This window comes from Nocardioides daejeonensis (assembly GCF_003194585.1).
Lineage (GTDB): Bacteria > Actinomycetota > Actinomycetes > Propionibacteriales > Nocardioidaceae > Nocardioides > Nocardioides daejeonensis.
Genome location: NZ_QHKZ01000008.1, coordinates 97353 through 111247, shown reverse-complemented (window position 1 = coordinate 111247; position 13895 = coordinate 97353). Strand labels below are relative to the sequence as shown.

Below are 13895 nucleotides of genomic sequence, written 5' to 3'. Positions count from 1 at the left end.
GTCACTCTCCTGTCGCGGGGTCGATGGAACCCGTCGGCAGCGCATCCGGGTCGGCCGGTCGGTAGGCGTCGGCGTACGTGATCTCCGCCCGCTCGAGCAGGTCGCCCAGGAACCTCGCCCACTTCTCCCCCTGCGCCCGGCTCGTCAGGGCCGCGACGAGGGTCGCCTTCACCTCGGCGAAGCTGAGCGGCTTCCCCGGCTGGACGGCGGTGACGACACCGACGTTCCAGCCGTACTCGGAGCGCACCGGGCCGAAGAACTCACCCTTGCGTGCCGAGAAGGCCACGTCGGCGTAGGCGGCGTCCAGGCCGGTCGCCTCGACCGTACCGAGTGCTCCGCCCTTCTTGCTGGTGCTGGAGTCGAGCGACGAGGTGGCAGCCACCGTGGCGAAGTCGCCACCGTCCTCGAGTTCGGCCAACACCGCCTTGGCATCGTCCTCGCTCGCGACGACGATGTTGCTGATGCTCCTGCGCTCCGGGGTGGTCATCCGGGCCCGGTTCTCGTCGTACTCCTCCTGCGCCTGCTCGATCGTCGCGTCAGGTACGTCCGCCACCACGACCTCGAAGAGCGCGTTGGTGGCCAGGGTGCGACTGATCTCGGCGAGCACGGCCTCCTCGGTGATCCCGGCATCGCCGAGATAGCGTGCGAATGCCTCCCGGTCCCCGGCGAGACGCTCCTCGACGATCTTGTTGAGCTCCGCGCGCGCCTTCTTCTCGGCGATCACGATCCCGCGGCGTCGGACCTCCTGGCCGATGACCTCGCCCAGGACATAGGACTTGGCCGTGTCACGACGGAAACCGTTGGCTGCCTCCTCGTCCACCGGAGGCACCACGCCGTAGAGCGCCTCCAGGGTCGCTGTCTGCTGGTCGAGCATCTCGATGGTCACGTCGCGGTCCCCGATCCGCAGGGCCACCCCGTCGGCGAGCTCGTCATCGCTTCGGACCTGGGCCAGCGCAACGCCCGAGCCGACCGCCAGAACGAGGGCGGTTGCCAGAGCCACCCATCGAAGCGCCCCGGTGGGGACCCACGGATCATCGCGGAGCGCCATGACCGAGCTCCGGTACGCAGACTTCAGGGACATGACACGACCTCTCGTTCAGGTTCGATGGCCGAGGCGGCAGTCGCGTCGGCATGCAGCGGATGCGGACCGGCCCACGCGGCGACCAGGCTGGTGACGAGCCAGGCGGCCAGACAGGAGGAGGAGACGCCGAGTGCAAGCACCCAGCCGAAGGTGGAGAGCAGCGCCACCTGCGAGGCTGTCAGAGCGAGATAGCCGATGGTGGCGGCCATGGCCGCCACGGTGACCGCGCGCCCCAGATCCCGCCGTTCGGCGAGCATCACCGTGAACTCGCAGGCGGTCACGGTGATGAGTGCACCGACCGCCAAGGTGAGCGGCGTCAGGTCCTGCCCGAACAGGCGCAGCCCCAGGTGGACCCAGCCCGCTGCCAACAACGCGGTCGCGGCCACCATCGCACCCACCCGCCAGGAGCGGAGGCCGACGCCGACGGCCAGCGCGGCGACCACCATGCCGATCAGCCCGATGGTCCACCTGCTGACCGACACGGCATCAAGCCCGCTCGCCGCGACCACGGGCAGTCCCACCACGTCGGCTTCCAGACCGTCGGGGGGCGTAGGCAGTTCGCTCCGGATCTGGTCGATCAGGGCCTTCTGGTCCGCAACGTCATCGAGACGCAGCCCGAAGGTCATGGCGCCGACCCGGCCACCGTCGGCAATGACAGCGTCGAAGAGGTAGGAGGGCAGGAGCGACGTGCCGGCGCTGATCTCGGCCGGCGTCGGCTCCGAACCGAGGAAGTCGAGCAGCCGGTCGAGTGTGAGGAGGGGGCGCAGGGAGTCGCCGTGCGCCGTCAGGAGCCGGGTCTCCACCGACGAGGCCCATGCCAGGGTCTCGGGGGTCAGCACCTGGTCGCCTCGGATCTCGATCGTCACCTCCCCGCTGAAACCGAGGCGGTCCACCGCCTCATGCAGGTCGTCGACCTCGTCGAGGCCGGAGGCGAGCCGATCGGTGCGCGACTCGACGTCCAGGCTCGGCAGGGCCACCCAGCCCAGCCCCGCCGTCAGCACAGCCACCCCGACGACCGCGGCCGCGACAACACGGGGCACCCGTTGCCACGCGCTACGTCGCGGCCGCTTCGCATCGCCAGGCGTGCCCGTGACGCCTCCCGAGAGCCAGCCTCGCAGCACGAACGACCAGCCCAACGTACAGAGCAGGCCGAGGGCCAGGGCGAGCCCGAACTCCCGCACGAAGGGCAGCGGCGAGAGCATCAGGCTGCCGAAGCCGAGGGTCGCGCCTGCAGCAGCCGCCAGCACCACACGAGGGCGGGTACGCCGTGCCAGGTAGATCGGGAAGTCCGATCCGATGCCGAGAACGATCGGCAAGAAGGCGACCACTCCCAGCGACATGGACTGACCGATCAGCCCGAAGAGAGCCAACGTGCTGGCCGTGCCGAGGACCACCGCGACCAAAGGGCGCAGTCGGTCGCGACGCCGCCGGGTCCACGGCACCACCATCAGCACGAGAGCGACGGCCGCGACGGCGATGATCCCCAGCTTGGGCGCCTCGTCAGTGGCCGCGGACGACAGCGCGGAGGTCAGCACCGGGACCCCGGTGATCACCGGCGCCTCGGTCGCCAGGCCGGCCGCGGCCACGGTCTCGCGGACCCGCTCCACGAGCTTCTCGGTGCCGGCCTGATCGAGGCCGGCGCGAGGGCGGACCAACAGCGTCGCCGACTTGGCGGTCGGCGCGAGAAACCTCCACTCCGAACGAGGCTCCCCTTCGTCGTCGAAGAGCACGGAGGCCACGAACTTGCGGTTCGACAGGCTCGGTAGCCCCATCGGCATGGCCTCGGCGATCAACGCGCCGTAACGACGATCGAACGACGCGAGGTGCTTGTCCACGTACGCGTTCAACGCCTCGCCACGGAGCCCCTTGCTGCTCCCCTTCGCCCGCGAAGTGTTCTGGATGCTGTCGCGGGCCCCGGAGATCTGGAGGACCACGTCCCGGAGCGCGACCGCGGTCTGGTTGAGGACCGTGCCAGGCCCGTAGACCACAGCCACGTCGGGGAGGCGGGCGAGTTCGCCCTCCAACCCCACCAGTCGCGGCAGTTGCTCGGGGTCGAGGAAGATGCCGTCGCGTGTGCTTCCGCTGAGCAGGACCACCACCGGTTCTCCGCCGAAATCCTCATCTCGGTCGAGGAGGTGCTGGTACGAGTCGTCACCGCGTGGGACGAAGGAGGAGATGCCGGTGTCGACGTCGACGCGAGAGAGCCCGAAGGCCGCCACTCCCAGCGTCACGACCAGCAGCAGCGCGCCGGTCAGGCGACGTCCCAGGCCACGAGGGCCTGGGAGCGTCTCAGGTCCTGACGTCTTCACGGGCTCGGATCACTGTTCCTTCTCGATCTCGGGGAAGTTGGTGTATCCGGGCGCTCCCGGTGATTCTGCAGTCAACGGCTTCGGGTAGGGGTTGTTCCAGTGCAACGGGTCGATCGCCATCAGGTTGAGCGGGTTGTTCCGCACCGTGTACTGGCTGAAGAGTGGCGCCAGGCGCACCGCCTTCACGCCGTTCTCGAGCGGGATGTCGAACCCGCCCGCGAAGTTGCCGGGCATCGAGCCGATGTCGACACCGTAGGGCGCAAGGTACTTGACCATCGGATTGACGTTGGCCAACAGCGTGTCCAGATCGGGCGCGATGTCGCGAAGCATGGCGGCCAGGGCCGGCACCTGATCGAGTGTTTCGTCGGCTCGACCCAGTGAACTGTCCATCGGGTCGAGCAGGCTCCGCAGACCGTCGGTGATCGGTGGCAGGTCCTTCAGCGCCACGCTCAGCGGAGCCGCTGACCGGTCGAGGTCGGCCGCCACGGGCGCCAGATCAGTGGCGAGCCCGTCCAAGGTGCTCGTCGCCTGCCCGGCAGAGTTCACCAAGCCAGGCAGCTTGCGCACGACGGCGGCCAGCTGGTCTGACTCCCCGGCCGTGGCCGAGGTGACCTGCTGGGCGTTGCGCACCAGCGATCCGATCTGATCGCGGCCGGTGTTGAGCGCCACCAGGATCGTGTTGGCCTCATTGACCAGGGCGGCGAGGTCCTTGCTCTGGGCGGCGATCGCGTCGACGGCGGTGTAGCCCTCGCGACCGAGCATGCCGACGCCGTCCAGCAGACCGTCGATGCTCTTGCCCGACTTCTTCGTGGCCGGATCCAGTGAGCCGAGCAGGCTGGCCAACGCCTTCCGTGTCGGCTTGTCGAACGTGCTGACGACCTCGTCGATGTCGACCGGGTCGATCACCGACTCACCTTCGAAGACGTGGCCGTTCCGCAGCTCGGCGCCGGTGCCGTCGACCACGGCGACGAACGACTGGCCGATGACCGACTTCATGCCGACCCGAACCGTGGCCCCGTCGTGGAGCGGCGCGAACTCATCATCGATCTCGACCTCGACGACCGCCTTGCCGCCTTCGTTCTCCTGCTTGACGACCCGTCCGATCAGGACGCCCGCGATCCGCACATCACCAGCAGGCCGGAGGTTCTTGATGTCGTCGGCGACGAACTTCACCTTGTAGGGGCCATTCAGCGCAGGAGTCGGTCCACCGGTGCCGTTCCACAGGTAGATGAAGCCCAGGATGCAGACCACAACGATCGTGAAGACCGTGATCCGCGGCGCGAGCGGGCGCTTGCCGATGGTTCCGTCGTTCATCGCTGTGCTCCGTATCCGGGGATGCCTTCGTCCTGCAGGCCACCCAGCGGGTTGGTCAGGTCGACCTGGACCACCGCGCGACCCATGCCGCCGTTGGCGTCGTAGAGGCTGAAGGAGGAGGAGGTGTTGTAGGTGAAGGCCGCAAGGTCATCCATCCAGGGCACCACCATCTCGGTGGCACGCGGCAGCTTGTCGGCCACCGGCGAGAGGCTGCGCAGGGCATGGCGCAGGTCGCCGGACAACGGGCGCAGGTCGCGCACCACGGGCCCTGCGCGATCAACCACCGGGCGCGCGCCGCGCACGAACTGGCGGATCGCGCCGACCGTGCCGGTGAGGTCGTCCAGCGCATCGGGCAGTTCCTCTGATGCGCGCGTCAGGTTGGTCAGCGTGGGATCCAGTTCAGTGGAAAGCTCGTCGACGCTCACCATCGATGACTGCAACTCGTCGGTCAGACCCGGCAGCTGAGCCAAGGTCGCGCTCAGCTCCGAGTCACGCTCGGCAAGCACTTCAAGGGTGGCGTACGAGTCGTCTGCCAGAGCCGCCAGCCGGACCCGGTCGTCCCCGACGGCCTTGGCGATACCCGAGAACGAGGTGACCAGGCGACGGATGTTGTGTCGTCGCTTCTCCAGCTGCTCGAGCACTGGTTGGAAGCTGACCATCGCCTTCTTGGTAGCACCCAGGCCCTCACCCAGTGCCTGCGGATCCGCAGCCATCGCCACGTCCAGCTCGTTGATCAGTGAGGTGAGTCCGACCCGCGCCTTGACGTCGAGTTCGTCCAACAGCTCGTTGGGCTGAACGACCCGCTCCGTCTGAGTGATCGGCAACGTCGCGCCCTCGGGCAAGGGGCCGGCTGCCGGCGTCCCCGGATCGAGCGTGGCGTACATGACGTTCAAAGGAGACTTGGTCCGGATGACCACGCGGGCGTCGCGATAGACATCGTGCTCCGGGTCGATCGTGAACTCGACGCGCGCGTTGCCGTTGCGGGTCGGTTCGGCCTTGGTGATCCGGCCGACCTGCACTCCGGCGATCCGCACTTCCTGCATCGAGTCGGGGCGCACTGCCGGCGCCTTGTCGAACTCCGCAGCGAACGTGTACTTGTCGGTCCACGGCGCGCTCACATCCTGTTTGCCCAGGATGTAGATCGAGCAGGCGAGACCAAGAGCCAGGCACAATGCGAGCGCGGCCACGTCGCGTCCCAGACCGGGCGTGTTGCGCACCCGCTCCATCATCGTGGCGAACTTGGCAGCCATCAGCCCTGCTTTCCCTTCAACTGGGGAATGAGTGCGCCGAGCGCTTCGTCGAGGGCGAGCGGCTGGAGGGAGGACAGACCGACACCAGCCTGGAAGTGGAGCACACCGCCCTGGGAGTCGCGCGACATCACGGATCGGTTGAGGTTGGTGACCATGAAGGCGATCTCCTCGTAGAACTTGTTGTCGGCCTGGATGCCGCGACCACTGTGTTTGTAGGGCCCTTCGCCCTTCCACTTGCTGTCGAGCTTGGCCAGCACCGGACCTTCGATACGTTCGATCACCGGGCCCCGCAGCTTCTCGACCACGTTGGTCGCCGTCGGGATCGCCGGAACCAGCTGCTGGAGCACCTTGCGTGCGCCCGAGGTGATCGACGGCAGCTTGGCCAGCACCGGTCGCGCTTCTGCGATGGTGGGGCTCAACTCGTCGAGCAGCGGATCGATCCGCTCAACCGACGGCTTGAGCTTGTCGGTGGAGACGTCGAGGAGTTCGAGGGTGCCGTTGAGCTGCTCGAGTCCGCGGTCTGCTGAGTCGAGTGCCTCGGGCAACCGGTCGACCATTCCGGCCAGATCTCCGCGGCGGGAGGCAAGCACCGCGGTCGTGGTGTCGAGGTCGGAGAGCATCGCGCTCATCTGCTCGTCGCGAGCGACCAGGACACTCGCCATGTCCTGCAGATCTGTCACGATCGACTGCAGGTCGTTGCCGGGGTTCTCGCCCTGCATCGACTCCAGCAGCGTGCCGGCCGGCGGGAGCACCGCAGGCGCTACATCGAGCAGGTCCCGCAGGTTCTGCGTGCCGCCTCGCTTCAGCGTCTTGTCGGTGTTCCCGAGCAGGCGCTGTGTGGCCTTGCGCGTGTCGGAAGGCAGCGCCTCGAGCACCCGGTCAAGCTCGACCGGCATCGAGGTACGTCGCAGGTCGATCCGGCTGCCGTCGTAGTTGCCGTTGCCACCACGGTGCAACTCCACGGCGTACTGGCCCCCGAGAATCGTCAGCGGCACGACGCGCGCGGTGGGGTTTGCTCCGAGGGAATCGAGCACCTCGTCGTCGACCTTCATCGAGACCAACGCCGTCCCGGAGTCTGTCTGCTCGACATCGGTCACGACACCGACCTGCAGGCCTGCGATCTTGACCTTGGTCACGCCGTCCACCAGCCCGTAGCTCTGGGCGAACTCGGCCTGGATCGTCTCGCCACCGCGCATCGCGACCTTGATCTGGTTCTTGAACGCCAGGCCGAGCACAACCATCGCGAGCGCGACGCACAGGATCAGACCTTTGCGGGCACGTGGACTGAATCCACTGAGGATCTTCGTTGCCATGTCAGTGCCTTCCTCAGCGCTCGTTGTCGTACGGCTTCTTGAACGCGTTGCCAGGCCCCGGATAGGGGTCGTAGTTGGCGAACGGGTCCGGAAGGGTCGCGGTATAGATGCCTGGGAACGTCAACTGCGCGCTGAAGTAGTGCTGGTCCTTGTTGTAGTGCCCACTGAGCAGGTCATGCTGCGCGCCGAGACCTGCGAAGTCGGCCCAATAGGGCTTCAAGGTCGTCAGCAGAGGATCGGCGTAGGTCAACGTGCGCTGCAGACGGTCGACCACCGGCCGCAGGTCCGTGACAGCAGGCACCAGCTTCTCCAGGGGCTCCTCCGCGTCCGCGGTGAACTGCTTGACCGTGCGCGCAACCGGCGGCGACTCCGTCATGAAGCCGCGCAGGTCGGGCGTGGCGTCGACCAGTCGGTCGACCCCCGGCGCGAGCTTCTGCACCGCACGAGCCGTACGGACCAACGGCGGGTTGATCGCCTTCAGACCGGTCTTAGCGGTGCGCAGTACCTCGGGAAGCTGGTCGAGCGTGACCCTCAGCGGTGCGCCTTGGTCGACGTTGACCGCCTGCAGGGTCTGACCGGCTTCCTCCACGAGCGTCGCCAAGGTCTCGGACTGCCCCCGGAACTGACCCACCAGGCTTTCGGCGGTGACCAGCAGATCGTCGAGGTTGGTGCCCGGCGCGGCCAAGGTGTCGACGATGACCGTGCCGTCCTTGAGCAACTCGGGGCCACGGGAGAGCATGTCGTTGATGTCGGTCGCGTGTCCGGAGAAGCCGCCCCCCAACTCGCTGAGCGCGGTGCGGAGACCTGCACGGGCGTCGTCGTCGAACGGCGCGAAGACGTCGTCGAGGCTGGTGGCGGAGTCCGTCTGCTCGGTAGAGATGAGGTCCCCGGCCAGCGGACCACTCTCCTTGGTGCCCGGGTCGAGGTCGATGAACTTCTTACCGAGCGCCGACTCGTTGCCGACCCGAGCGGTGGCATCGGCGTAGAAGTCACGGTCACCGTCGAGTCGCATCGTGACCTCCGCAGCGCCGTCGACGATGGCGATGTCGGTGATCTGGCCGACCCGGATGCCGTTCTCCGTCACCTTCTGGGAGGGCTTGAGAGTGCCGACATCATCGAACTGCGCCTTGACGGTGGTGTAGGTCCGCAGCGGCAACTCGCCGCCACCCTGCACCGTGATGCCGACGTAGGCGATCACGAGGCCGACCAGAACGGTGATCACGCCGATCCCGAAGCGACGTACGTCGTCGCGGTGCACCAGCTGGTTCATCTCCCACCTCCCAGGAGGAGTCCGAGCAGACTCTGCTCTTGTCTGTCGGTGAGTCCGGTCGCGGACTTCGGGTCGCTCTTCTTCGACTTGTCCTTGGCTTTGCCTTCGACGATGCCCGGGAGGACGTGACCGAGCAGGCCGCCGAGGATGTTGTTGTCCGGGCTCAGCAGATCCTCCAGGCCGCCGAGGTCGAGGCCCGGCAGATCCGGCAGCACATCGTTCTTGTCGCTGTTCCCGTCGTCGCTCTCACCCGGCGTGAGGATGGGCGGCACCACCGTGGAACCGAGGAGCAGGTTCAGTGCCTTGGGCGTGACGTGGAAGAGCCCACGGAAGTAGTGCGAGACGTTGTCACGACTGTTCGTGCTCAGGGCCCACTTGCGGACGAACGCCATCAGGTTGCTGAGTGGCTGCTCCACCAACACCTCGTCCCCGAGCGTCTTGATGCTGTCAGAGCCGCGGCGCAACTCCGGCCCGGCCGCCTTCAGCTGTGCCACCGCCGGAGCGGCCTCGGCCAGGAGGTCGTCGGCGTGCTTGAACACCTCGTCGAAGGAGGCGAACGCCGGCTCGGCGTACTTGGAGAACTCGACGATCTCTTTGCTGATCGTCTCAAGATCGTCGGTGACCGGACGCGCCTTCTTCAAAGTGGGAGCCACCGAGCCGGCGACGGTGTCGAGGGCCGCCAACGTGGTGCGGGCCTCCTTGATCGCTCCGGGCAACTCGGTCAAGGTCTGTTCCAGGCCCTGACGTTCAGCTGCGACCGTTGCGAGTAGACCGTGGGCCTGCTCGACCAGCTTCTCGATGCGCTTGCCGTCCTGACCTGCCACCGCGGCGGCAACCGGGTCGGCCGTGGCGATCAACGAGTCGAGCACCTGGTTCTGCTCCTCGAGCACCCGACCGAGGTCGTCGATGCCGTACATCGCCGGCGCCAGCGCCTTGATCACGTCGGCCATCTCGTCGCCGTTGCCTGACACCCCGTTGCCCAGCTCGGAGACCAACGCAGCCAGGCCAGCAGCGGTCGGGTCGTCGAAGGTGTCGAGGACCGCCTGGAGCGTCACGATCGTCTCGGTCTGCTCGACCGGGACATCTCCGTCGAGGGTGGGCTGGTCACCCGTCCCCGGCACGATCTCGACGAAGTTCTCGCCCAGTAGGTTGATCGGGCGGATCTTCATCTGGGCATCTGCGTGAAGCGGCAGCACCTCGTCGTCGACGTCGAGTACCACGCGAGCCTTGTTGTCGACCAGATCGATGGCGGAGACCTCACCCACCTTGACGCCGTAGACACGAACCTCGCTGCCGACCTCGAGCGGGCTGGCGTCGGCAAAGATTCCCGCGACTTCGGGCCCGTCGGAGTCGTTGCTGCCCTTGATCAGCACGAGCGACGCGATCAGGACCACCGTCAGCGCAACCGCGATGGTGAGGACCGAGCGCTTGCCGAATGTTGTCGAGGCGTTCACTGGATGGCCTCCCCGTTCGCGTCCACGAGGTCCCAACGGACCAACTGCTTGCTGTTCCATTCGTCCAACGAGCCCGGCGCCGGGCGCGGATCCTGACCCTGGAGGATCTTGCCGGGCAGCAGGTCGTGGACACTGGATGCCGAGGCAGTGATGAGCGCTCGGGCATAGTTGCCCATCGCGTTCCGGCTGCCGAACGTGGCGGTCCAGTTGGAGAACCAGCCAGCCACTTCAGGGGCATAGGGACGCAGGAAGTCGACCATCGGGTTGGCCTGGGCCAGCGCCGAGTCTGCGGTCGGCAACAGGTCGCGGGTTCCGGCAGCGAGGGCCGGCGTTTCCTTGAGCAGCCGGTCGGCGTCCTCAAGCAGAGGGGTCAGATCGGCAACGGCCGGCTTGGCGTCGGCGAGCGCCGGCTGCAGGTCCCTGGCCAGGGCCGGGAGCTGAGCGGTAGCCGGTTGCAGATCCCGCAACAGTTCGCGGGCCGACTCCACCGGCGACTTGACGTTACTCAAGGTCTTGGTGGCGGTGTCCAAGGTGCCGGGGAGCTTGGCGAGGGTGCTGCGCAAGCCGTCCTTCTCCTGGGCGAGTGCCGACATCAACTGGTTGAGCTGCGCCACCGACCTCGCGAGTTGGTCGTCCTTCGCTGCGACCGTGCTGGTGACACCTCGCAGCTGCGTGACCAGCTTCTTGATCGCCGGTCCGTCCTCACCCACAGCCCGCGCGACCTCACCGAGCGCCTGGATCGTGGGGCCGGCCTCACGGAGAGACTCGTTGAGCTGCTTCTCCTTGCCGTCCACCGTCGTGTCGAGGCTCTGGACCAGTCCCTGCAGCTTCTTGCGCGTAGGAGCATCCAGCATCGCGAGCAGGTCATCGAGCTCGGCGCCCTCGACGTTGCTGGTCAGCAGATGCCCGCTGCGCAGGTCGGCGCTGCCCTCCTCCCCAGGAATGATCTCCAGTGTGCGGGCACCGAGCACCGACTCCCAACGGATCCGTCCCTTGGTTCCCGCCGGGAGCGGCGCATGGTCGTGGTCGATCTCCGCGGTGACCACGGCCATACCGTCGCGGACTCCGAGGTTGATGATCTGACCGACCTGTTCGCCGGCGATCGTGACCTTCGCGCCCTCGAACGTCTTGTCTGCCATCGGCACCAAGAACTTCAGGGTGTACGGGTCCTTGCCGGTGAGTCGGCTGCCGTTGAACGTGAGAGCGGCGATCACCAGCGTCCCCAGGAGGGCGATCACCAACACCCGCCCGAGTGGGCGTGCCAGAAACTGAGAAACAGCCATCGGTCAGTCCATTCCCAAGGGTCCGTCCGGGGCACCGGCGAGGAACTGCCGCACGAACGGGTCCTGAGACCCGAACGCGCCGTCAGCGTCGCTGTAGTGCACGATCTCGCCCTTCCAGAGCACCGCTACGTAGTCGCTCACGGTGCGGGCGGTCGGGATGTCGTGGGTGATCACGATGTAGGTGCCGCCGTACTCCTCATGGATCTTGGCGATCAGTTGCGAGAGCAACTTGGTGCGCACGGGGTCGAGGCCGGAGTCGGGCTCGTCGAAGAGCACGACGTCGGGCTTCATCACCAGGGCGCGGGCGAAGCCTGCTCGCTTGCGCATGCCGCCGGAGATCTCGTTGGGCGCCTTGTGGATCGCCTGCTCCAGACCCACCACACAGAGGTTGTCCATGACGATCTCGCGGATCTCCCGCTCGGTCTTCTGGGTGTGCTTGCGCAACGGGAACGCCACGTTGTCGTAGATGTTCATCGAGCCGAAGAGCGCGCCGTCCTGGAAGAGGACTCCAAAGCGCTTGCGCAGTTCATAGCGCTCGATCTCGGGCACCTGCCAGATGTTCTGGCCGAAGACGCGCACCTCGCCCTGGTCGGGCTCGAGCAGGCCGACGATGTGCTTGAGAAGCACCGACTTGCCGGTTCCCGAGGGCCCCAGGACCGTGGTGATCGCGTTGTCGCGGAAGTCGACCGTCAACCCTTTGAGGATCTCTGAGGAGCCGAACCGCTTGTGCACGTTACGGACCTCAACCGTATGGAGCGGGCGCCGCTCCTGGGTGTCGGTCATGGACCCGAGCCGGGTTTCACTGGTGATGTCTGTCGTAGTCATATGCGCTCCTCCTTCGACGAGCCGGTGCGGTCAGTTGCCGATGGGGGCGTTGGGGTCGTTGCCGTAGAAGAGCTGGACCAGCGCCATGCCGATGAGACTCACGAGCACGAGGTTGACCAGCATCGACTGGGCGGTGTTGCGTCCGACGCCGACCGGGCCACCCTTCGCGGTGTAGCCGAAGTAGCAGGCCACCACGACGATGACCAGGCCGAGGATCGCGGCCCAGGCCATGGCGATAGTGAAGTCTCGAATGTTCTGGAACAAGTAGAGGAAGTAGTCGAAACCGCCCGACGAGACGGTCTGGAGCAACTCCACGTTGAAGAGCCAGCCTGCCCAGAAGTTCACCAACAGACCGACCACGAAGAGCATCGGCAGGACGATCACCGCAGCGATGACCCGGGTGCTCGCCAAGAAGGGGACGGCCCGGATACCCATCACTTCGAGCGCGTCGATCTCGTCGCTGATGCGCATCGCACCGAGCTCGGCCACGATGCCGCACCCGAGCTTGGCGGCGATGATCCAGCCGAAGACGACCTGGCAGATCCCACGGACGCCGGCGACGGAGTTCACCGCGGCGATGTAGGAGTCGATGCCGATGTTGGAGAAGAGGAAGTGGGCGGTCAGGCCCATGACAGCGCCCATCATGAAGAGCATGAAGATGACGACGACCGCGTTCGAGCGGATGATCGCGCCACAGTGCCGCATGATCTCTGAGGGGTAGAGCCGGATGGCGGCGGGGATCTCCCGGAAGGTAGCCCACGCGAACTCGACGAAGTCCCCGACCGACTCGAGGCGGCGGTACCACCCCGGCTGGGCGTCGGCAGCGGCTTCTGTCGGCAGCGGTTCCTCAGCGGCCTCGGGGGCGGGCTGGTTGAGCATGTCGGTCATCGGAAGGCCCCCAGTTCTGGGAAGAAGCCGAGCAGGAGTGCGTTGTAGGCGAGCTGGAGAACCCACACGGAGACGAACGAGAGCACGACGGCCTGGTTGACGCCGCGACCGAGACCGATCGCGCCGCCGGAGGCGGTGAAGCCCTTGTAGCAGCAGATGGTGCCGATCAGGAGGCCGATCAGCACGCTGTTGACGACCACGGAGAGGACGTCGACGTAGGAGACGTTGGAGAAGAGATTGGAGTAGAAGTGCGACGACGGCATGCCGGCGACGTACTTCGCGCCGAACTGCATCGAGAACATCGTCACCAAGAGGGAGGGCACAGCCAGCAACGTGGTGATGAAGGTGATCGACAGCACCCGAGGTACGGCGAGATCCCGGACCGGGTCGATGCCCATGACCATCATCGCGTCGATCTCCTCGCGAACCTTGCGAGCGCCGACGTCGGCGGTGAGGGCGGTACCGATCACTCCTGCGACCACCATCGAGTTGATCCACATGGTGAAGGTGCGCATCGACTGCAGGAGCAGCAGCGGCCCGAAGAGCTGGGAGGCGCCGGCCATGTCGAAGAACTGCACGGTGAGGATCGACATGAAGATGAGGAATCCGAAGATGCCCGCCACGATCGGCACCCATGCCTGTTTGATCGTGAGGTACATGTCGTCCACGACGGCGTTCCAGTAGCCCCGCGGATGGGTCACTGCGCTCTTGACGATTCGTGCAAGCAGCTGCATCATGCCGCCGGCCTCAGCCACCGGCCCGCGAACGCGGCCGGGCAGCTTGCCGACAACCGCGTTCCAGCGCCCGTCGTACGGTCCCACCGGAGTAATCCGGGTCCCCGACGTCGTTGCTGACGTCATGCCATCACCTGATTCCATGCTTGTCGCTGGACCCGTGCGCGCGATCGA

The 13895-nt window shown here is 66.6% G+C and carries 11 protein-coding genes; all 11 read right to left on the bottom strand.

Annotation, left to right across the window (positions count from 1 at the left end; all coding sequences use genetic code 11):
* Position 1: 1 nt before the first annotated feature.
* Genes DNK54_RS18445 through DNK54_RS18395 form a run of 11 tightly spaced genes read right to left on the bottom strand, consistent with a single transcriptional unit; the run spans position 2 to position 13847 of the window.
* Entirely contained in the window at positions 2-1081 is a 1080-nt protein-coding gene (locus tag DNK54_RS18445) for a peptidyl-prolyl cis-trans isomerase (RefSeq protein ID WP_110208475.1), read from the bottom strand.
* A complete protein-coding gene (locus tag DNK54_RS18440) occupies positions 1072-3390 on the bottom strand; it encodes an RND transporter family protein (protein WP_110208474.1) in 2319 nt (772 codons plus the stop codon). Before DNK54_RS18440 ends, DNK54_RS18445 begins: the two co-directional genes overlap by 10 nt.
* A gap of 9 nt (positions 3391-3399) precedes the next feature.
* A complete protein-coding gene (locus tag DNK54_RS18435) occupies positions 3400-4704 on the bottom strand; it encodes an MlaD family protein (RefSeq protein ID WP_110208473.1) in 1305 nt (434 codons plus the stop codon).
* Positions 4701-5954: an MlaD family protein gene (locus DNK54_RS18430; RefSeq protein ID WP_204164687.1), complete on the bottom strand. Its 1254-nt coding sequence runs from the start codon at positions 5952-5954 to the stop codon at positions 4701-4703. The genes DNK54_RS18435 and DNK54_RS18430 overlap by 4 nt, the downstream gene beginning before the upstream one ends.
* Positions 5954-7267 (bottom strand): MlaD family protein, encoded by a 1314-nt coding sequence (locus DNK54_RS18425; protein WP_110208472.1) that lies wholly within the window; start codon positions 7265-7267, stop codon positions 5954-5956. Before DNK54_RS18425 ends, DNK54_RS18430 begins: the two co-directional genes overlap by 1 nt.
* A gap of 13 nt (positions 7268-7280) precedes the next feature.
* Positions 7281-8537: an MlaD family protein gene (locus DNK54_RS18420; RefSeq protein ID WP_110208471.1), complete on the bottom strand. Its 1257-nt coding sequence runs from the start codon at positions 8535-8537 to the stop codon at positions 7281-7283.
* On the bottom strand, positions 8534-9991 hold the full coding sequence (locus DNK54_RS18415; protein WP_162602545.1) for an MlaD family protein: 1458 nt from the start codon (positions 9989-9991) through the stop codon (positions 8534-8536). Before DNK54_RS18415 ends, DNK54_RS18420 begins: the two co-directional genes overlap by 4 nt.
* On the bottom strand, positions 9988-11274 hold the full coding sequence (locus DNK54_RS18410; protein ID WP_110208469.1) for an MlaD family protein: 1287 nt from the start codon (positions 11272-11274) through the stop codon (positions 9988-9990). Before DNK54_RS18410 ends, DNK54_RS18415 begins: the two co-directional genes overlap by 4 nt.
* A gap of 3 nt (positions 11275-11277) precedes the next feature.
* Positions 11278-12099 (bottom strand): ABC transporter ATP-binding protein, encoded by an 822-nt coding sequence (locus tag DNK54_RS18405; RefSeq protein WP_110208468.1) that lies wholly within the window; start codon positions 12097-12099, stop codon positions 11278-11280.
* Between the two features lie 30 nt (positions 12100-12129).
* Entirely contained in the window at positions 12130-12987 is an 858-nt protein-coding gene (locus DNK54_RS18400) for an MlaE family ABC transporter permease (protein ID WP_204164686.1), read from the bottom strand.
* On the bottom strand, positions 12984-13847 hold the full coding sequence (locus tag DNK54_RS18395; RefSeq protein WP_110208466.1) for an MlaE family ABC transporter permease: 864 nt from the start codon (positions 13845-13847) through the stop codon (positions 12984-12986). Before DNK54_RS18395 ends, DNK54_RS18400 begins: the two co-directional genes overlap by 4 nt.
* Between the last annotated feature and the right edge of the window lie 48 nt (positions 13848-13895).